The following is a 20,366-nucleotide window of genomic DNA, read 5'->3' as shown; positions in this document are numbered from 1 at the left end:
GGAGCCTTCTTTGAATCTATTTGGGATTTCTTTTAGATTCATCTTAGATCTATCTGAGATCTATGGTAAATGAATCGCTTACAACCGTCAATGGTAAAACCAACCAGTTGGAGAAAAAGAAAAAACCGCCCCGTGAACGGGACGGTCGAACTTGCAGATGAAACGCAACAGAGATACGTCATGCGTAAATAATGGCGCGCCGGCAGTCATGTCCGGCCGCACCGGACGCTCCCCCTTATTCGTGCGGCGGCTCGCCGAGCCGGACGACGATGCGGCCGCGGACGCCGCCCCGCAAAATGTCGCTCAAGCGCTCCTGCAGCGCGTCCGCCTCGACCTCCGTCGCGACGTCCGCCAGCAGCCCCTCCGGCTTCCACGGTCCCGCCATGCTCCGCCACAGCGCCGCGCGCCGCTCCATCGGGCATTGCACCGAATCGATGCCGAGCAAGCTGACGCCGCGCAAAATAAACGGGAACACCGACGCCTCGAACTCGCTGCCCCCGGCCATGCCGCTCACCGCGACGGAGCCGCCGTACCGGATGTGCGCGAGCACGCCGCGCAGCCCCTTCCCGCCGACCGGATCGACGGCGGCGGCGAACCGCTGCTTGCGCAGCGGCGCCTGTTTCTCGTCCGCCAGCTCGCCGCGGCCGACGATCTCCGCGGCGCCCAGCCGGCGCAGGTACTCATGCTCCGCCGCCTTGCCGGTGCTCGCCGTCACGCGGAAGCCGGCGCGCGACAGCATCGCCACGGCGAGGCTGCCGACGCCGCCGGTCGCGCCGAGCACGAGCACCGGGCCGTCCTCGGGGCGCACGCCGTTCTCGATCAGCCGCTGCAGCGACAGCGCCGCCGTGAAGCCGGCCGTGCCGAGCGCCATCGCTTCCTTCAGCGTCAGCCCGTCCGGCAGCGGCACGAGCCAGTCGGCCGGCAGCCGGACGTATTCGGCGAACCCGCCGTCATGCGACACGCCGAGTCCGTAGCCGGTCGCGAGGACGAGGTCGCCTTCGCGGAACCGCGCGTCGTTCGATGCCGCGACGACGCCGGCGGCGTCGATGCCCGGCACGATCGGGTACGCGGCGACGACCTTCCCGTGCTCGGCCGCGGCCAAACCATCCTTGTAATTGACGCTCGAATAGATCGTCCGAATCGTCACGTCGCCTTCCGGCAGCTCCTCGAACCGGCGGCGTTCCCAGCCGGCGGAAAATCGGCCGTCCTCCTTCCGCACGACGAATGCGCGATACGACTCCATAAGCCTGATGCCTCCTTCGAACGCGCCGCTTCCGGGCGGCGCCTATACGGGAATGTTTTTGAATTGGTTGGAAAACATACGAGAATACGTACCCTTCGCTTCCATCAACTCAGCATGACTGCCGCGCTCCGCCACCTCGCCGCGATCGACGACGAGAATCGCGTCCGCGTCGCGGATCGTGTTGAGCCGATGCGCGATGAGGAACGTCGTCCGATGTTTCATGACGTTGAGCAGCGCCTCTTGGATATGCAGCTCCGTCCGCGTATCGATGCTGCTCGTCGCTTCGTCCAAGATGAGGATGGACGGCTCCGCCAGCACGACGCGCGCGATGGCGAGCAGCTGCCGCTGCCCTTGGCTCAAGTTGCCGCCGTTCTCGGTGAGCATCGTCTCGTAGCCGTTCGGCAGGCGGCGGATGAACGCGTCGGCGTTCGCCATGCGGGCCGCCTCGACGACCTCCTCGTCCGTCGCGCCGGGGCGGCCGTACTTAATGTTGTCCTTGACCGATGCGGCGAACAAGTACGTATCCTGCAGCACGATGCCGAAGCAGCGGCGCAGGCTGTCCCGGGTATATTCCCGGATGTCCCGGCCGTCGAGCAGAATACGCCCCCCGGTGACGTCGTAAAACCGGGTCAGCAGGTTGACGATCGTCGTCTTGCCGGCGCCGGTCGGCCCGACGAGCGCCGTGCTGCTCTCCGCCGGCGCCTCGAAGCTGACGCCGCGCAGAATCGGCTCGTCGGGACGGTAGCCGAAGCTGACGTTCTCGAATACGACGCGGCCCCGCGGCGAACGAAGCTCCGCCGCGCCCGGCGGATCCTCGGGCTCCTCCCGCTCGTCCAGCACCTCGAACGCGCGCTCCGCGCCGGCGACGCCCGCCTGCAGCATGTTGTACACTTGCGCCAATTCGTTGAGCGGCCGGACGAACTGCCGCGAATAGCCGACGAAGCTCGCGATGGCGCCGACGGTCACGTCGCCGCGGACGGCGAGCCAGCCGCCGACGAGCGCGATCGCCGCGAAGCCGATATTGTTGATGACGCTGAGCAGCGGCATCATGAAGCCGGACCACACCTGCGCTTTGACCGAGGCGTCGTACAGCTTCTTATTGACTTCCTCGAATTGCTCGATCGTCGTCTGCTCCCGATTGAACGCTTTGACGATAAATTGCCCGGTAATCGATTCTTCGATGTGCCCGTTCAGCGTGCCCAGCTGCGCTTGCTGCTCGCGGAACATCGTGCGCGTCCGCTTCGTGATCGTGCGCGCGAGCAGAAACACGAGCGGCACGGTGACGAGCGCGGTCAGCGTCAGCAGCGGGCTCAGCGCGAGCATCATGGCGAGCGAGCCGACAATCGCGAAGGCGCCGGACATGAGCTGCACCGTCGACTGCGATATCGTGCTGCTGACGTTGTCGATGTCGTTCGTCAGCCGGCTCATCACTTCGCCGTGCGGGCGGGCGTCGAAGAAGGAGAGCGGCAGCTTCTGCAGCTTCGCGAACAGCGAGGCGCGCAGCTTCTTCACGACCCGCTGCGACAAGCCGGCCATCAACCAGCCCTGCAGCAGCGAAAGCGCCCCTTCGCCGACGTACGCGGCGGCGAGGACGATCGCGATGATGCGCAGCAATGACATATCGCCGCCTTGAATCGCGTCGATGCCGACGCCGATCAAATACGGACCGGCGACCGAGAGGCCCGCGCCGAGCATAACGAACGCGGCGACGACCGCAAGGCCCCGGCGTTCCCCGCCGAAGAAGCTCCACAGCCGCTTCATCGTCGCGCGGAAGTCCTTCGGCTTCACGACCGGCCGACCCGGCGGCCCTCCCGGCGGTCCGAATCCGCCCGGCCGGCCCGGCAGCGGCATCGGCAGCGGAGCGAGCCGTTCTTTGCGTTCATCGGCTGCGGACATGGTACGCCGCCTCCTTCCCGAATTGCGATTCGTAAATTTCGCGGTACACGCGGCATTCGGCGAGCAGCGAATCGTGCGTGCCGACGCCGACGATTTCGCCGAGATCCATGACGACGATGCGATCCGCGTCCATCACCGACGAGATGCGCTGGGCGATGATGAGGCAGGTCAGGCCTTGCGCGTAGCGCTTCAGCGACGCTTTGATGTTCGCTTCCGTCTCCGTATCGACGGCGCTCGTGCAGTCGTCCAAAATCAAGATGCGAGGCTTCCGCACGAGCGCCCGCGCGATCGACAGCCGCTGCTTCTGCCCGCCGGACAAATTGACGCCGCGCTGCCCGAGCCGCGACCGGTAGCCTTCCGGCAGCCGCTCGATGAATTCGTGCGCCTCGGCCATCCGGGCGGCCAGCGCGACGTCCTCGTCCGTCGCCTCCTCGCTGCCCCAGCGGATATTGTCTTCGATCGTGCCGGTGAACAGCACGCTCTTCTGCGGCACGATCGCGATGCGCTTCCGCAGCTCCGCCGGATCGACGTCCCGCACGTCGATGCCGTCGATGCGGACGACGCCCTCCGTCGCGTCGTAAAAGCGAGGGATCAAATGGACGAGCGTCGATTTGCCCGAGCCGGTGGAGCCGATAATGCCGACCGTCTCCCCCGGTTCGCACGCGAACGACACCCGCTTCAGCGCCGGAGGCGCGGACGGATCGCCGTAGGAGAAGGTGACGTTCTCGAACGCGACGCGCCCCTCCACCGCCTCCGGCAAAGCCCCCTCCGGCTTCCACGTCAAGTCGTCCCGCTGCGCGAACACTTCGCCGATGCGCTTCGCGGACGCCCGCGCCCGAATGAACATGTTGAAGACCATCGACACCATCATGAGCGAGAACAAAATCTGCGTCATGTAGTTAATGAACGCGACCAGCTCGCCGACCTGCGTGCCGCCGGCGCCGCCGGCGCCTCCCGGCTGCGCCCAAAGTCCGCCGATCCACAATATGGCGACGACGCCCAAATTAACGACCAGCATGATCGCGGGCTGGAACACCGCCATCGCGCGCATCGCGCGCACCGAGCTGTCGAACTGCTCCTCGTTGCTTCGGCCGAATTTGTCGACCTCGAAGTCGAACCGGTTGAACGCCTTCACGACGCGAACGCCCGCCAAATATTCCCGGACGGCGCCGTTCACCTTGTCCAGCGTTTCCTGCACCTTCAGAAACCGGACGAAGCCGATTTTCATATTGAGCGCCACGAGCGCGGCGACGATCGGCACGACGACGGCGAAGATGAGCGACAGCTCCGGGTTCAGCCGAATCGCCAGCACGAGCGCGCCGAGGCCGAGCAGCGGCGCTTTGACGAAAATGCGCATAAGGCCGCCGACGAAGTTTTGCACGAGCGTAATGTCGTTCGTCATCCGCGTAATGAGGGAAGCCCTTTCAAATTTATCGATATGTTCGAACGAGAGCGATTGAATTTTTCGAAATAAATCGGAACGAAGCTCCGCGCCGAACCGCTGCGAGACGTGGACGGCGATAATATTGCGGAAGCTCGCGGCCACGGCGCCGCCGAGCGTAATGAGCAGCATCAGAGCGCCGGTGCGAAGCACGTAGTCCATATCGCCGTTCGCGACGCCCCGGTCGATCATATCCGCCAGCATCGTCGGCATGAACAAATCGGCCGCGGATTCGAGCGACAAGAACACGATGGCGAGCAGAAAACCTCTCCAATACTTTCTTACGTATTTGGCGGCGGGCATCGGTCCCACTCCCCTTTCCCCGGCAGATGCTCGGCGAGCCGCTTCATCAACTTCACTAAGGCCGCTTTCTCCTCCTCGCTCAGATGCGCGAACGGCTCCGCCAGCGAATCCCTCCAGGCGCCTTCCCCCTGCTCGATAACGCCTTCCCCGGCGGGCGTCAGCGTGATCAGCTTGACGCGCGCGTCGGATTCATCCTGCTTCCGCGCCACGAGCCCCGCTTTCTCCAGCCGGTCCAGCATTTGCGACATCGTGCTGGCGCGGACGGCCAAATGCTCCGCCAATTGGCCGATCGTCATCCGCTTCCGCCGGTGGAGCGCCCGCAGCAGCAGCCACTGCACCTTCGTTACGGGCAGCCGGTTCGAATCGAACGCGGTCGAGCGCAAATGCCGGTTAACCGTTTGCAGCGCAGCGACGAATTGTTCTACATGGGAATCCAACGGACCGCCTCCTTTCCATTATTTTATATTATATAGCTAACCTAACTATTCTGCCATATTAGAAAAAAGACGACGCGCCCGATGGGCCGTCGCCTTCCCTCGCGTACGGTTCGATATTACCCGTCTTGGTGCGGCGCGCACGAAGGCAGCCGCTCATCGTACCGGCGGCCGGGCGCTGCCGCGTGCGCCGGGACGAACGGCGCTCCCCCGAATCCGCCGCGAACGTCCGGCCCCAGAACGACCGCGCTCGTCCCTGCGCGCTCTTCGAACCCTTCATAAAAGCGTTCCATGTAACCGTCCAATCGAAAATGAAGCTGGCGCTCGAAGCCGGACAACTGCTGCGAGGACATCGCCGCTTCCGCCCCGTACTGCTGAAGGGCGTCCACGGCCACCTTCCGCATCCAGCGGAACCACGCCAAGCTTTCGCGAATCGTAACGCCGGCCGCCGACCGCTCGCGGCCATGTTCGCGGGCGACGGACGCGGCCAAGCTTTGCTCTTCCCCGGCCAGTGCGCGCAACGCGCGCAGCGCCGCGCGGATCGAGGCGTCCCGATCGCCGCGCACGCCTTCGGCGGCGAACAGCCTCTCGGCCCGCTCTCGTATGTCGCTCTCCTGCGCAGCGACGAATTCGGCGAAGCTTCGGCCGGCGCGATGCGCCTGCGGCGGCGCGTCCGCCGCGGCTTCGCTCCCCCGCTGCAGCGGCAGCCGCACCGTGAACGTCGTCCCCCGGCCGACCTCGCTGTCCACCTGAACCGAACCCCCATGCTCGTAAATCGCCGCATACACTTGGGTGAGACCAAGCCCGGTCCCGGACCCCTTCGACGTAAAGAACGGGGTGCCCAGCATGCGCAGCTTGTCCTTCGGAATGCCCACGCCCGAATCCGCGATCGAGACGGCCGCGTGCTCGCCTTCGACCCACTGCCTCACGGTAATCGTCCCGGAGCCGGGAATCGATTCGAAGGCGTTCTTCAGCAAATTAAACAACGCCCGTCGAAGCTGGCCCTTCTTGCCGAGCACGCAAGCGTCTTTGTCGAGAAACTGTTTTTCCAAGGAGACGCGATACATCTGGTCCTGAAATAAAAACAGCAGCGACTCCAATTCCTGAGCGATGCGGACGGTCGTCGAAGGCTCGTCCGCGGCGTCCGGTTTGGAGACGTTGAGAAGATTTTGCATCGTGTTCAGCGCGACCTCCAGTTCGTCGAACGCGATGTCTAAGTAAGGATGCGGCCGCTCCCTCTTGAGCAATTGGAGAAATCCCTTCACGGCGGTCAGCGGATTGCGCACCTCGTGAGCGATGCCCGCGGCGATGCGCCCAACGGCCGCTAATCGATCGGAAGCATACTCGTCCCGTTCCGGAACGCTTTTATGAATATTCCCCCGTTGTACATGAAAGATGGCTGGTCCCTCCTCTGTTCATCGAAATCCGTTCCCTGCCGGGCAATGGAGGCAACCATATTTTGTCACAACTTTGTACAAAGTTCAATCGCAACCGCGAATGTTTTTCTTCGCCGCCTGCCCGAAAAAAAAAGAGAGAGTGCGGTCACTCCCCCTGCGCTTTGCGCTCGTCTGCGTTCGCGTTATCCTTCTTTTTTTCGTTCAGCACGTATTCGAGCAGCACCCGCATCGTGCGCAGCTCTTCGTCGCTCAGGGGCTGACCGTCCCAGTGAAGGCCCTTTCTCATCAAAATTTCCTTCGCGTTCATCGTCAGCGGTTTCGGCTCTCGGTCCTCCGTCAAACCGAGAATATAGTCCGCGCTCGTCCCGTACAGCGCCGTCAGCTGCTTCATCATTTCGATGTTCGGGCGCCGATGCCCCTGCTCCCAGCCCGACAAAGCGGGAATGCTGACGCCCAGCTTGCCCGCCGCCTCTTCCAGCGTCATGCCGAGTTCTTTTCTTAATTCTTTCAAACGAACGCCAAAATTCATTCCATCTACCACCTTAAAAATCTACAATCGCCGGGTTCCTCTTCTTCAATTGTTCGGAGATAAACCGGATTTCATCGGAGTAATGCTTTACGCGCGTGTCGAGCAGATCGATCTCCGCCTGCGTCGGTACCCGCTGCGATTGCGGCGACATGACGGCGAACGTGCCGACGATGCTGCCGGTCACGCTGTCGCGGAACGGATACGACCATACGCTGCGGTAGCCGAGGAGCGTGACGACGGCAAATTCCCGGACCCCTTCCCAGCAGTCGGACGTCTCGAAGCTCGTCACCGCGAGCTTGCCGGTGTTGCAGGCGACGCCGCAGCTAGAGAAAGTCTCGTCGAATTTCCCTTTGTAAAGCGAGAAAATGCTATAGAATTCAATCGGCACGGAAGGTCCCGCCCCGTGGTAGAACGTGTTTTCTTCCTTGCTCCAGAACATGATGGCGACGTGCGCGTCTTCCATTTCCGCTTCCAGGTCGCGGCAAAACTTCCCCAGCTCCCGCTTAACCTCTAGCGTTTTCAAATGGCCGTCGCTAATTTCCTTATTTAATTTCAAAGCTTCCATCAGCAAAGTGACGTTGTCTGTCTTCTTCGCCTCGACCGGGGATAATTCCGATAGTTTTTCGACGACTTCTTTGTTCAGCTTGTAGCTTCTAAGGAAGTGCAAAATCGCGTTGTTCGTGTGACCCATTCAAGGTTCCACCCCAGTCGTGTGTAAGCGGCATCCAGAACTAGTATACTATTTTTTCCCTTTTCATAGATACTATTTTCTGTGCAAACGACGATAAGCCCGCGCAAAGCGCAGGCTTATCGAAGCGGTCTACCATAACGGCACTGCAGGCTTCCAAATCATCAACAGCAGCAGCGCGACGGTCAGCGCGTGCACGAGCCAAAAAAGATACCTCAGCTTTCCGACGGCCGCCTCGACGCCCGCCGGCACTGCGGGCTCCAGCTGCGACAGCGCTTCTTCGCGCCAATCGTACAGCACTTTCGAGGGCGCCCTCGCCGCTCCGATGACGATGATCTGAATCGCGGCGAACAGCGCGAGCGATCCGGTCAGCCATAGCTGCCGAAATCCGCCGTAATCGTAAAACGCGGCCAGCGCGATGCCGCTCAGCACGGCCGCCGGCCCGGCGACCTTCGGGAACGCGTCCAACGTTTTCATAAGCTCGAGCGAATCCAGCAGCTGCCTTCCCTCTTGGCCTTTGTGCAATAACAGATGATACGCGAACGTCGGCCCGATGCCGACGACGGCCGCCAGCACGTGAACGGCGACCAACGCATCCCACCACAGCATGACGGCGCACCTCCTTCCGAACCGACGAGTCGAGTTATTGAATCTTCTGCTGTTCCTCGTCCGAGACGAAATACAAATGCACGTCGTAATGCGGCACTTCTAGTCCCGGATGGCCGACGGGCTGATATTCGACATCGACCTGCACAACCTCCGGGGACGGAACGCCCTTCATGCCCTTCAGGTTGACCCAATTGTCCCCTTGCCTCAGATCTTCCAGGTCGAACATGTACTCCAAAAACACTAATCGGCCTTCGTGCACGCCGTAGTACGGCCCGACGGGCAGCTCGCCCGACTGCGGGTCCCCCCAATGCTCGCCCATCGCCGGCACCGTGCCCGAAACTTGGATCGCCCCCGCCGGGAGCGCCAGCACGTAAATCTCGTTCCGGGCCGCGTCGTGCGTCACCTGCTGAGCGCCGACGGCCGCCGCCAAATCGCGGATCCATGCGGTCGCCGCGCCTTGATTTTTCCGAATGCCGGAAATCGTCTTGCCGCCCAACGTCGCCTGCTTCCCGTCCGCCGACAACGTGTACGGCATGTCGAACAACGCCGCGAACGCGTCCAGAGACACGTACATTTTGCCGTTCGCCATATGGTTCGCCTCGGATCGCACCTCCACGCCGTTCACCAGTACCGTAAGTTCGGCGTACTTCGCCGCCGCGGCCGGCGCCGGAACGCCGTGCGCGGATGCGCTGCCGCTCCAAAGCGCCGTCAACACCGCCGCCGCCATCATCGTTTTCCTCATGTCCTTCTCTCCCGCTTTCTCTTCGTTTTTCGATTAAAATACGATGCCGTACTTGGCCGCCGCTTCGATTAAGCCGCGAACCTGCTCTGCCGAAGGCGGTCCCTCCGGCGCCGGCGGAATAAAGTCCGGCGCGACCGGCTCTCCCGCCTGACGGAAAAATTGCTCGAACCCGGCCGGATATACGCCGACGAGCAGCCTCGCGCGATCCGACCGCACATGGTACGCATGCTTCACTCCGCGCGGCAGAAATACGTACGTCCCGGGCGTCGCTTCGATCGTCTCGCCGCCGACTTGGACGGAGATGTCCCCCTCCAAGACGTAGTAGTGCTCATCCTCGTTCCCGTGCGTGTGCGGCGGCGTATCCGCGCCCCTCACCAGCAGGAACTCGATCAACGAAAACCGGCCGCCGGTATCCTTCCCTTCCAGCAAGAACGTCGCTCTCGTCCCTAATGCGAAGAACGTATTCGTCTCGTCTCTTCTCGCGAATGGTTTCAACGCAGTCATCCTCCTCCGTTTTGGCTTGTTAGCATTGCTTGCTATCAGCCTCTTGAAGATAACACCCTGTCGGAGGTGGATAAATTATCCTATAATATACACTGACCCTATACTTTTGTATAAAAGCGTCGCAAGGTGGGAAGAGCGGTGGAACGATCGAAACACGCGAACGAATTCGACATCCAAAGTTACGAACGCAAGTTCATGGTCGGCAGGCGGCGAGAAACGGCGCTGTTTCGGCGCATGCTCGAAGGGGAGGTCCCCGACAAACGGATCATCCATCTGTACGGCATCGGCGGCATGGGCAAGAGCTTCCTGCTCGACGAGTTCCGCCGCATCGCGGCGGAAAGCGGCGCTTTATTTCTCCTGCTCGACAGCCGCGACTTCCTGCATACGCCTCAGGCGCTGTCCGCGAGAGCGCTGCAGCTGCTGCAGGACCGAGATCCGTTCGAAGCGGCGGAGCCCTCCCCCGCGGAAGCCGCGCGGGCGATCAACGCCGCCGCCGCGAAGCGCCGCGTATGCGTCGCGTTCGACACGTACGAGGAAATGGGCGCGCTCGATCGCTGGATCCGGGAACAGTGGATTCCGCAGCTCCATCCGAACGTGCTGTTCGCGTTCGCGGGCCGATTTCCGCTGGACGGCGCCTGGAAGCAATCCCCGGCGTGGAGAAACTTGATCGCATGGGTTCCGCTCGCCGAACTGACGTACGAGGACGTCGAAACGTATTTGCGCCTGCACGACGTCCGCAGCGAGGAATGGACGCGGCTCATCTGGAACAAAACGAAGGGGCATCCGCTCTCGCTGTCGCTCGCGTCGTACGCGGCGGCGACGCACGAGGCGGGACCGCTCCCTTCGCTGGACGCCCTGCCGCTCGACGCCAGCGATTGGATGAAAGAAGTGGATCCCGAGCTGCGCCCGCTCGTCGAAGCCGCCTCCGTCCTGCGCCACTTCAATCAAGATTTGCTCGCGCATATTTTGGACCGGCCGGTGACGAACGAACAATTTCGAGCGCTGACCGAAGTGTCGTTCGTTCGCAGGCTGGAACGCGGATGGATGCTGCACGACCTCGTCCGCTCCGTCGTCGCCGAAGATTTGCGCGCGCGTACGCCGGAGCTGTACGCCTCGTTATGGAGACGATGCGTGACGCTATTTTACCGCCGCGCCGCGCGCCGCGCGGGCACGACGCACGACGCGAGCTGGGAAGCGTGCGAGGCGTTCTATTACTTCGGCGACCAATTGATTCGCGATTTCTTCTACCAGACGTCTTCCCCGCATTATTGGGAAACGGTCGACGAAGCGAACGCGGAGGAAGCGGAGGCGTACTTGGCGCGCCGCAAGGCGCATGCGCGGGAGGCGCGCATTCCGTACCCCGATCCGGAGACGGGGCTGACGAAGGAATTCGTCATTACGGCGGAGCAAAGCTTGTTTCCGGTCAAGCATCTTCATTTCGAGGAGCTGCGAAGGCTGCCCGGCGCGCAGATTCGCCTGCTGCGGCGGCCGTCCGGCGAGGCGGCGGGCCTTTCCGTCATCATCCCGATCAACGGGAGAACGCTGGATTTTTTGCTGAACAAACCGTTGTCCTCGGCGTTCTTTCGCGGCCTCGACCCGCAGCAGCTGGAAGATATGCGAGCGGCCGACGAGATCGACTACGGCTTGTTCGTGTACGGCATCGACGTGCTCGACTTCGGGGATTGGACGCTGCGCGCCGACGCCGGCCTGTTTTTCATCACGCAGATGCTGACCGGCGGGTTCGTCGCGGGCTCGCCCCCGCCGCATCCCTTCTTCCACGAGGTGCACCGGCGGCTCGGCTGCGACGTCTCCGAAGTGGTCCACTACGACTATGACGGCCGGACGCCGGCGCATACGTACTACCTCGATACGCGCGGACAGCGGCTGCATCGCTATTTGCGCAAGATGGCCCAGCAGCTCGGGCTGACGGAGCTCGCGGGCGGCGAGGAAGCCTCCCCGGACGCGCCTCCTCTGCCCGAGCTCACCGAGCGGGAAGCGGAAATCGTCGCGCTGGTCGGCCGCGGGCTGACGAACGCGGAGGTGGCGAAGCGGCTGTTCGTCAGCGAAATTACTGTGAAGAAGCATCTCACCGCCGTCTTCCAAAAGCTCGGCGTCAAAAATCGGACCGAGCTCGTCCGCAGAACGGTCGGCCGGCCCTGAACGAACGAAAGAGAGCAGACGGGATCCGTCTGCTCTCTTTCGTTCATCGGCGCTGCGGGCGCGCTTACTTCGCTTCCCGGTTCGATCGATGCATACTTCCCCATTGCTGGAGCGAATTGACGATCGGAACGGCGCTCCGCCCGTATTCCGTCAGCGCGTATTCCACGCGCGGCGGGACCTCCGGGTACACCCGGCGCGTCACGAGACCGTGCTCCTCCAGCTCCCGCAAATTTTCGGTCAATATTTTCTGCGTCACGTTCGGAATCGAGCGCAGCAGCTCGTTGAACCGAATCGTCCCCCGCTGCGACAACAAAAACAAGATCGGCGGCTTCCATTTGCCGCCGATCATTTCAAGGGCGGATTTGGCGCCCGCGCACTGCTCCGTTCGTTCCATCGCTCCCGCTCTCCTTCCGATAGTTACCTGCAGGTGACTATCCCACGTTAAAGTGCGTACTATTCACCCGCTGCGTCTCCCCTCATAATACCTCATGTGCACTACAATTCCTATGCCGAGGTGACAGTTCATGTCGAACGTCAATGTTGCAGTTATTTATTACAGCTCCACCGGAACGAATTACCGCATGGCCCGTTGGGCCGCCGAAGCCGCGAAGGCCGCAGGGGCCGAAGCGAAAGTGCTGAAGGTGCCCGAGCTCGCGCCGCCCTCCGTCATCGAAGCGAATCACGCTTGGAAGGCGCATCTTGAAGAAACCGCGTCGGTGCCCGAAGTCGCTTTGGCCGATATCGAATGGGCGGACGCAATCCTATTCAGCGTGCCGACGCGCTTCGGCAACATGCCCGCGCAGATGAAGCAGTTTTTGGACACGACGGGCGGCTTATGGTTCCGCGGGAAAACCGTCAACAAAGTCGTCAGCGCGATGACGTCCGCGCAAAACGCGCACGGCGGCCAAGAAGCCACGATCTTATCGCTGTATACGTCGATGTACCACTGGGGAGCGATCGTCGCCGCTCCGGGCTATACGGACGGCTCGATGTTCGCCGCCGGCGGCAACCCGTACGGCGTCAGCGCCACGGTCGACCAGAACGGAAATATGACGAGCGACGTGCAGGAGGCGGTCCGCCACCAAGCTCGCCGTACTGTCGAAATCGCCCGGTGGGTGAAGGAAGGCGCGCGGCTGCGCGCCTGAATAACGACCATTACGGAACGGCGGAGGCGCCGCGCTTCGCGGCCTTCGCCGTTTCGCGTTTCGTCCGGTTCATGAGCGCATATACGCTGACGAAACCGATCGCAACGAATACGAGCGCAAGGAAGAAGGACGCGCGAATGCCTTCGACGTAAGCGAGCGCCGGCTCGGCCTGCGCCGCGAGCCGTTCGACGCGCAGCTCGACCGCCAGCGACGACGCGGCCATGCCGATCGAGGAGCCGACGGGGATCGCCGTATTCCACAAGCCGGACGCGAGCCCCTGCTCCTGTTGTCCGACGTCCGACGTCGCCGCGATGACGCCGGCCACGACGACGGTCGCGACGCCCAGCCCGACGAGCAGCGTCCCCGGCAGCACCGCGGTCCAGTACCCCCGTTCCGGCGTAATGAACGTCAGCCACGCGAACCCCATGCCGAACGCCGTCATGCCGCACAGCAATACGCGCCGCGCGCCGTGCCGCGCCACCGCCTTCGACGCGATGCCGGTCGCGATCCAAACGAGCAGGCTATGGGGCAGGAACGCAAGCCCCGTCGACAGCGAGTCGAAGCCGAGCACGTTCTGCAAATAGAAGGTGAGAAAGAAAAACATGGGGGCGATCACCGCGCCGAACACGACGGTAGCCGCGTTCGCCCCGACGAGTCCCCGGTTGCCGAACAGCCGCAGCGGTACCATCGGGTAATCCGCCCGCCGCTCGATGCGAACGAACAAGGCCAGCAGCCCCGCCGCGCCCGCCAACAGCAGCCCGACGGGGGCGGACAAGAGCCCATGCGCATCCGCGAGCGAGAACGCGAGGACGAACATCGTCAGGCCGGCCGTCGCCGCCGCCGCCCCCTGGACGTCCAGTGGCTGCCGCCGAACGGGGTTGTCCGGCAGGAGACGGGGCGCCAAGGCGAGGAACGCGATGCCGAACGGCACGTTGACGAAGAAGACGGACGGCCAGCCGAACGCCTCCGTCAGCGAGCCGCCAAGCAGGAGTCCGAGCGAAAATCCGACGGCGTTGACGGCGCCGATCGCGCCGAGCGCCCGATAGCGTTCCGGGCCTTCGGGAAACAAAACCGAAGCGAGCGACACGACGGACGGCGCCAGCAGCGCGGCCCCGAGTCCCTGCAGCGCGCGAGCCGCGATCAGCGTCGCCTCCGACTGCGCCCACCCGCCGAGCATGGACGCGAGCGTGAATACCGTCATCCCGGCCATCAGCATGCGCCTCATGCCGAGCAAATCCCCCGCCCGTCCGCCGATCAGCATGCACCCTCCGAAAAGCAGCGTGTACGCGGTAACGACCCACTGCAGCTCCGCGGCCGACGCGCCCAGCGCGTCCCCGATCGACGGCAGCGCGACGTGCACGATGGACGTATCCGTTAAAATCATCATTTGAGCCGTGCACAGCAGCGTCAGCGCGGCCTTGGCGTTCGTTCTTCCGATATGGTTCACTTGCGAAACCCCTCTCCGTTTTGTCGAATCGTACGTACGGTTCGATTATGCGGCAGTCCGGGACCCCGCGGAAGTACGCTCTTTTTTCGTACCGAGTACGAAAAAACGTACTTTTCGGCCGTATCCGGCTTCCGGGAAGTTTGTCATAATAGAAGCACGCTAGGATCGATCGGCGAAATTTGAGGACTGCGGGAGGAACGAGCATGCCTTCGACGGGCGGAAATACGTTGGACACGAACGGGATCGCGGCGACCCTCCGCGCGATCGGCGGCAAATGGAAGCCGCTGATCCTTCACTTCTTGCTGCGCGAAGGGACGATGCGGTTCGGCGAGCTGAGGCGGCGAATGCCGGAAGTGACGCACGGCATGCTGGCGAGCCAGCTGCGGGAATTGGAGGACGACGGCCTGATCGAAAGGCGCTCGTACCCGGAGGTCCCTCCGAAAGTGGAATATTCGATCAGCGCGTACGGGCGGTCGCTCGACCCGGTCTTGTCCGCCATGTGCGCTTGGGGGATCGAGCACCGCCGCCAACGGGGCGACGCGGAAGGCGAATCGTAAAAAAAAAGCATACCGCGGCGAATGCCTACGGTATGCTCGAGGGGCCGAAGCCCGACAACGTCCTTGCGTACCGAAGCGGAGCCGCCATGATCTTCGCGAACAGCTCCGGCTCGTTCGCGTCGAGCGCGATCGTCGGATCCGGGTACACATTGTTGATTTCCAAGAGCCACAGCGAGCCGAACCGGTCGAGCGCGATGTCCATCCCGAAATTGCCGTAATGGAACCCGCTGCGCCGTTCCGTCTCCGCGGCGGCGGCCAGCGCCAGCTCCGCGAAGTCTTCGCAGGCGCGCCGGGCCGCGTGGCGGTCGCCGATGTACGTCTCCAGCGCCGTCAACGCGGGCTGCGCCGCCCCGCCGCGGGATACGTTGCTCACGCGGCTCCCGGCCGGCCCGGACCTGGCGATAAGCGCCTGGGCCCGCCATTCGCCGGCTTCGTCCTTCTGCGCGACGACGCGAAAATCCATGACCCGGTCGTTCAGCTTCGCCAGCGGAACGGCCTGCTGCGCGAGATACGCGTTCGCGTCGACCTCCGCGAGCAGCGTTCGGTACGTCTCGCCCCAATCCGGCAGCGTCCGCGTCGTCCACTCCTCGCCGGAGCCGGTCGAGAGCGCGACGCCGTCCCCTCGCCGCTCCGCCGTATAGATGCCGACGCCCCGGAAACCGGTCGTGTGCTTTAGGAACAGTTTGCCGTACTTCTCGAACAGCGCCTCCGCCTGTCGTTCGTCGCCGAGCGGCGCCGTCTCCGGCAGGAAGCGGCCGACGGAAGAATCGCGCAGCCAGCAGTACATCTCCCATTTCGAGAAGGCGTACGCGTTGAAAAACCGCCTGCCGAACAGCTTGTAAAGCCGGCGATGCGCGTACATGCCGATTTTGGCTCGGCGCAAGTACAAAGCGGCAGGCAGCGGGTACACGCCCCGCACCCAGCCGCCCGAGACCGGGTCGTACGCGCAGCCGATCGCCTTCCGCTCATCGTCTATCATGCCCTCCAAACTGAACGCGACGATCAAGCCGCCGATCTTCGCGTATTCCCCGACGTACGGGAGCCAGCGCTCCAGCGCCGCGTCGGTCATGTCCCGGTCCCGGAACGAAGCGAGCAGCCCGACGACGGGGCCGATGTCCAGCCGGTCCGCGCCGCGGCGCGCTTCGAGCCGCAGCCCTTCGGGGAGGCGGACGCCGCCGAGAACGGCCTTGGGCAGCCACAGTTCATCCGCGTCGTCCGCCCCGCCGCCCGCGCGCACCCGGCATGCGGTCTCCCAGGCGCCGAACTTGACGAATATCGTCCGGTGCTCCGCCCATCCGCTCTCCCGAAGCCATGAAGCGGGTACCCGCACTTCTAAATCCGACGTATCGTTCCACCGAATGCGAATCGTCCTCTCCCCCTCTCGCTCAATCCTGATCCGGCGATGTCACGGCAAACCCCTGCACCGCGGCCGCATACCGAAGCGGCTGCGCCGAGATGCGGCGGAACGCCGCTTCGTCGAACGTGCGAAAGCCCTGGTAGCCTGGGCGGAAATTCGCTTCGATAAACCACAGCTTGCCGTTTCGGTCCACCGCGAGGTCGATGCCGTATTCCACGAACCGATGGCCTTCCAGTTGATCCATCCAGAAGCAGAATTGCCGGCAAAAATACGCGATCTCCTCCTGAAGCTTCGCAACGTCGCCGACCGGCGCATCCATGCGGCGAAACGCATCCTCGATCGCCGCCGCCCGGCCTCCTGCGGCCAGGTTCGAAATCTCCTTATTCGTCGCCGCCACCCGGCATTCGATGCCGGAGCTCGCCCATTCGCCCCGGACGTTGCGCTGCATGACGACGCGAATGTCGAATACGGCGCCGCCGACGGTGGCGATCGGAATGAGCTTTTGCGCGATCGGCTTTCGCCTCGCCCTTCCGTACGCGGCCTCCAGCCATTCGCCCAGCTTCTCCGGCTCGACGAGCCGCCCGACGCGCCGCTCGACCGAATATTCGATGATCCGAATGCCATCATCCAGCCGTCGAAGCGTCGCGATGCCCTTCCCTCTCGAGCTGAACACGGGCTTGATGATGACGGAGCCGTGCTGCTTCAGGAATTGATACAGCCGGTCGGCGTTTTTCACACGGATCGTAGGAGGAATGTATTGCCGGAGGATGGGGTTGTCGCCGACGATGCGGTGCATTTCCCATTTCGAAAACCGGGCAGTGTTGAACATGATGCCGCCGGAGCGGACCACCGCCTCGCGGAACGCTTTGATGTTCGGCTGCCCGATATGCCGCCTGTACGTCACCTTGGGCAGCGTCGTCCGGCAGGCAACCCATCGCTTCTTAACCGGGTGATAATACAACCCTGTGACGGTCTGCGTCGTCCAATCGACGGCATTGATCGAATACGCCACCACCAAGCCGCCGAACTCGGGATACGCCAGCATCCGATCGGCGTAGTGCTTTTCCATGAATTCTGAAGTATAGTTTCCGGCATTCCGGCCGAACAACAAGCCGATCGTCGGGCCGATCGTCAGCGTTTTGCCGTCCCAACGGTATGGATACGAAAGGTCTAACGGTATTTTTAAATACGCTTGCACGTCGGCGGGCAACCGGCAAACGATGTCGCCGCCGTCGAACAGGTTTGCGTCCGTCCAGCGTACGCGGCACGACATTGTTTTCACTCCGAAGCTGACGACGATCCATTCCGGGTGCGGCCCGCCGATCGCGGGGCTGATCGTCAACCGATTCACATCGCCGTCGTCTACGACAATCTTCAGATTGGCGGGCATGGCGCAGCATCAACTCCTTCGCTCCTTCATTAGATGACGGCGGAGGGGCGGCGGAATGGATGAATACCCGCGGACAAACGCACAAAAAAAACCCGTTCCGCCTCGGAAACGGGGGAGTATCGTTTATTCGGAAATGACGCGCGCAATTCGGAGCAGCTTATTTTCTGGCCGAGCAGCGCTTGCTTGTCGTCATCCCGTTCGAAATGTTGGCAGCACCCGGAAATCCGCTCCAGCGCCGCGTCGTTCGTCCAAGCAGAGCGACGGCTCGGCTCTTACTATATTTATGAAGTTGACTATGAATCTATGGGGGGTGCCGGCTTTGGGTGCCGATGCGCAAACCGTCACGCTCGGGGATTGGACGTTCCGGCGGCTCGAGCTGGAGGAACGCGGCATGTACGATGCATACGCGGCCGCCTCCGACTATCCGATCACCGTGTTCTCCTCGAATTTCGCTTATATCTGGGGCAATCCGGGGCCGGGCTCCGTCGTGCTGTGGAAGGAAATCGACGGCATGCTTGCGCTGTTCAAATATCATCGCCGGTACGATACGCTGCATCTGCCGATCCTGCCGCTCGGGCCGGGCTCTCCGGACCATGTGGCCGGCGTCCTGTTGAAGGCGATGTCGTTCTGCCGCGAGTGGAATCGCTCTAAGAACACCCGCACAAGGGTACGCGTCATCGATGACTTGCAATACGCCTTCTTGTCGCGGTCCCGCGTATTTCGGAACTATTTCCGGTGCGTCGTGCTGGACGGCATGGAACGGCATGCCTCCGTGCGCGAGCTGCTGACGCTGCCGGGCAGCGAATTCCGCCCCGTTCGCTACGCTCTCCGCCGATTCGAACACGAATTCCCGGAGGCGCGCGTCCGGCGCGCGGAGGAACGGGACCGAGACGCGCTGCTGGAGCTGAAACGGGAGTGGAACGAGTCGGCCGGAGCTAAATATACAAAGGTATGGGACGACGTCTTTTTCAATAATTTGCTGAATCATGCCGCGCCTCTCGGGCAATCGGTGCTCGTGCTCGACGTCGGCGGAACGATCGCCGCCGCGGGCATCTGCGGCATTTCGCCCAACGGGCAGGGCTGGTTCACCTGGCTGAAATATCGCAAGCGGTTCCCCGGTGCGTCGTCCGTCATGTATATCGAAATCGCTAAAGAGGTGCACCGGCTTCATCCGGACGCGGAGCTGATCAATCTCGGCCACGACGCCGGCGTCTCGGGCGGATTGCGCGCCTTCAAAAACAAATTCCAGCCGGTTTTGGACACGAAGCGGCTGCGGGTCTTCTTCAGGGGGAGGTACGAGTGAAAGCGATTTTGTTTCTCGGGATGGAAATCCAGGGCGGGAGCCGCGACGCGCTTGCCGCGGCTGCGAGCATGGGGTATGCCGTCCACGTGCTGACGACCAACCCTGCGCTCCCCCGCAGCGCCGCCGCCATCCCCGAAGCCGCATCCGTCCGGTACGTCAAGCCGCTGAGGTTCCGGGACGGAGCGGCCGAAATCGAGCGGCTCCGCGCGGCGGGCATCGACGTGGCTGCCGTCGTCAGCTTCTCGGAGCGGCATGTCTATACCGCCTGCCTGCTGAACGATGCGCTGGGGGTCGGCGCGTTCACGACGGCGGCGTACCGGCGCATGCGCGATAAAGCCGCGGTTCGAAAGCGGCTCGAAGGCATGCCTAATAATCCTTATTATGCGATTCTCACGGACAATCATCCGTCCGCGCTCGGCGAGCTCGAAGCTCGCTTGCCGCTCATCCTGAAGCGCCCGAACTCGGGAGGCTCCAAGGACGTATACTTCGCGACCGACTCCGCCGAATTGGCGCAGGCGGCGAACCGGCTGTCCCCCTCGAAGGCGGCGCCGGCGCTCGTGGAAGAGTATTTGGACGGACCGCAATATTTGACCGAGGTTCTCGTGTACGAAGGGGCGGCTCATCTCGTCGCCGTCATTCGGCAGGATGTGGAGTACGAGGGCGGCAAATTTATCGTCAAAGGCTACAGCATCGTGCGAGACCGCGCCTCGCCGTCGTTCCGGTCGCTCGAAGAAGCGGCGGCCGCGATCGTGGAACGGATCGGCCTGAGGACCGGTTCCTGCCATCTCGAGCTGCGCTTCGTTCGCGGAACGTGGAAGCTCGTCGAAATCAATTCGCGCCTCTCGGGAGGCTTCATGAACCGGTTCATCCACATTGCGACCGGCGTCGATACGGCCGCAGCGACGCTTCGCATGTGGCTCGGCGAAGAGCCGGACGTGCAGCCGACGCGGGACCGCTTCGCCTACGCCCGCTACGTGACGGCGGACCGCGCGGGACGATGCCGCGCGGTTCAAGGCGTGGAGGAGGCGCGGCAGGCGCCGGGCGTCGAGGAAGCGTTCATGCGCGACGTCGCCGGACGGCCGCTCCATCCGCCGCGCTCGATGGCCGATCGATACGGCTGCGTTATCGCCGTCGGAGACAGCGCCGAGGAGGCGGAGGCCCGCGCGAAAGCGGCTGCCGCGATGATTCAATTCGAGTGGGAGCAGCCTTAAGGGCTGCTCT

The 20,366-nt window shown here is 63.0% G+C and carries 19 protein-coding genes; 5 read left to right on the top strand and 14 right to left on the bottom strand.

What is annotated here, in order from left to right:
- Positions 1 to 235: 235 nt before the first annotated feature.
- From VE009_RS16055 to VE009_RS16010, 10 genes are all read right to left on the bottom strand, one after another.
- The gene (locus VE009_RS16055; protein WP_325009329.1) at positions 236 to 1,243 is read right to left on the bottom strand and encodes an acryloyl-CoA reductase; all 1,008 of its coding nucleotides are present in this window, start codon (positions 1,241 to 1,243) and stop codon (positions 236 to 238) included.
- A 42-nt stretch (positions 1,244 to 1,285) separates the two neighbouring features.
- On the bottom strand, positions 1,286 to 3,139 hold the full coding sequence (locus VE009_RS16050; protein ID WP_325009328.1) for an ABC transporter ATP-binding protein: 1,854 nt from the start codon (positions 3,137 to 3,139) through the stop codon (positions 1,286 to 1,288).
- Positions 3,123 to 4,883 carry an ABC transporter ATP-binding protein gene (locus VE009_RS16045; RefSeq protein WP_325009326.1) on the bottom strand — a complete coding sequence of 587 codons (1,761 nt, stop codon included), beginning with the start codon at positions 4,881 to 4,883 and terminating at the stop codon, positions 3,123 to 3,125. The genes VE009_RS16050 and VE009_RS16045 overlap by 17 nt, the downstream gene beginning before the upstream one ends.
- A complete protein-coding gene (locus VE009_RS16040) occupies positions 4,862 to 5,320 on the bottom strand; it encodes a MarR family transcriptional regulator (RefSeq protein WP_325009324.1) in 459 nt (152 codons plus the stop codon). Before VE009_RS16040 ends, VE009_RS16045 begins: the two co-directional genes overlap by 22 nt.
- Before the next feature lie 116 nt (positions 5,321 to 5,436).
- Complete coding sequence (locus VE009_RS16035; RefSeq protein WP_325009550.1) at positions 5,437 to 6,627, bottom strand: ATP-binding protein; 1,191 nt, start codon at positions 6,625 to 6,627, stop codon at positions 5,437 to 5,439.
- 232 nt (positions 6,628 to 6,859) lie between these two features.
- Positions 6,860 to 7,243 (bottom strand): helix-turn-helix transcriptional regulator, encoded by a 384-nt coding sequence (locus VE009_RS16030; protein WP_325009322.1) that lies wholly within the window; start codon positions 7,241 to 7,243, stop codon positions 6,860 to 6,862.
- Between the two features lie 13 nt (positions 7,244 to 7,256).
- Positions 7,257 to 7,934, bottom strand: coding sequence for a hypothetical protein (locus VE009_RS16025; protein WP_325009320.1), 678 nt, complete (start codon positions 7,932 to 7,934; stop codon positions 7,257 to 7,259).
- 129 nt (positions 7,935 to 8,063) lie between these two features.
- Positions 8,064 to 8,540 carry a DUF2269 family protein gene (locus VE009_RS16020; protein WP_325009318.1) on the bottom strand — a complete coding sequence of 159 codons (477 nt, stop codon included), beginning with the start codon at positions 8,538 to 8,540 and terminating at the stop codon, positions 8,064 to 8,066.
- 34 nt (positions 8,541 to 8,574) lie between these two features.
- Entirely contained in the window at positions 8,575 to 9,282 is a 708-nt protein-coding gene (locus VE009_RS16015; protein ID WP_325009316.1) for a hypothetical protein, read from the bottom strand.
- A 33-nt stretch (positions 9,283 to 9,315) separates the two neighbouring features.
- Complete coding sequence (locus tag VE009_RS16010) at positions 9,316 to 9,777, bottom strand: cupin domain-containing protein (protein WP_325009314.1); 462 nt, start codon at positions 9,775 to 9,777, stop codon at positions 9,316 to 9,318.
- Positions 9,778 to 9,924: 147 nt separating this feature from the next.
- On the opposite strand from VE009_RS16010, the gene VE009_RS16005 reads away from it, so the two are divergent.
- Positions 9,925 to 11,946, top strand: a complete 2,022-nt coding sequence (locus VE009_RS16005; protein ID WP_325009312.1) for a LuxR family transcriptional regulator — start codon at positions 9,925 to 9,927, stop codon at positions 11,944 to 11,946.
- Positions 11,947 to 12,010: 64 nt separating this feature from the next.
- Here VE009_RS16005 and VE009_RS16000 read toward each other — a convergent pair whose 3' ends face one another.
- Entirely contained in the window at positions 12,011 to 12,340 is a 330-nt protein-coding gene (locus VE009_RS16000) for a helix-turn-helix domain-containing protein (RefSeq protein ID WP_325009310.1), read from the bottom strand.
- A 130-nt stretch (positions 12,341 to 12,470) separates the two neighbouring features.
- Between VE009_RS16000 and wrbA the strand changes: the two genes are divergently transcribed.
- Complete coding sequence (gene wrbA / locus VE009_RS15995) at positions 12,471 to 13,091, top strand: NAD(P)H:quinone oxidoreductase (RefSeq protein WP_325009309.1); 621 nt, start codon at positions 12,471 to 12,473, stop codon at positions 13,089 to 13,091.
- 10 nt (positions 13,092 to 13,101) lie between these two features.
- On the opposite strand, the gene VE009_RS15990 is transcribed toward wrbA, so the two are convergent.
- Positions 13,102 to 14,538: an MFS transporter gene (locus tag VE009_RS15990; protein ID WP_325009307.1), complete on the bottom strand. Its 1,437-nt coding sequence runs from the start codon at positions 14,536 to 14,538 to the stop codon at positions 13,102 to 13,104.
- A gap of 203 nt (positions 14,539 to 14,741) precedes the next feature.
- Here VE009_RS15990 and VE009_RS15985 point away from each other — a divergent pair, with 203 nt between their 5' ends.
- A complete protein-coding gene (locus VE009_RS15985; RefSeq protein ID WP_325009305.1) occupies positions 14,742 to 15,095 on the top strand; it encodes a winged helix-turn-helix transcriptional regulator in 354 nt (117 codons plus the stop codon).
- Between the two features lie 25 nt (positions 15,096 to 15,120).
- Here the strand turns inward: VE009_RS15985 and VE009_RS15980 are convergent, their stop codons facing one another.
- Positions 15,121 to 16,425, bottom strand: a complete 1,305-nt coding sequence (locus VE009_RS15980; protein ID WP_325009303.1) for a YheC/YheD family protein — start codon at positions 16,423 to 16,425, stop codon at positions 15,121 to 15,123.
- A 55-nt stretch (positions 16,426 to 16,480) separates the two neighbouring features.
- Complete coding sequence (locus VE009_RS15975) at positions 16,481 to 17,842, bottom strand: YheC/YheD family protein (protein WP_325009301.1); 1,362 nt, start codon at positions 17,840 to 17,842, stop codon at positions 16,481 to 16,483.
- Positions 17,843 to 18,161: 319 nt separating this feature from the next.
- On the opposite strand from VE009_RS15975, the gene VE009_RS15970 reads away from it, so the two are divergent.
- Together VE009_RS15970 and VE009_RS15965 are read left to right on the top strand one after the other, a co-directional pair.
- Entirely contained in the window at positions 18,162 to 19,145 is a 984-nt protein-coding gene (locus VE009_RS15970; RefSeq protein ID WP_325009299.1) for a GNAT family N-acetyltransferase, read from the top strand.
- A complete protein-coding gene (locus VE009_RS15965; protein ID WP_325009298.1) occupies positions 19,142 to 20,356 on the top strand; it encodes an ATP-grasp domain-containing protein in 1,215 nt (404 codons plus the stop codon). Before VE009_RS15970 ends, VE009_RS15965 begins: the two co-directional genes overlap by 4 nt.
- Positions 20,357 to 20,366 lie beyond the last annotated feature (10 nt).

The organism is Paenibacillus sp. (assembly GCF_035645195.1).
In the GTDB taxonomy this organism is placed as follows: domain Bacteria; phylum Bacillota; class Bacilli; order Paenibacillales; family YIM-B00363; genus Paenibacillus_AE.
The sequence above is the reverse complement of the archived record's forward strand: the minus strand, read 5'-3'. Positions and strand labels throughout refer to the sequence as shown.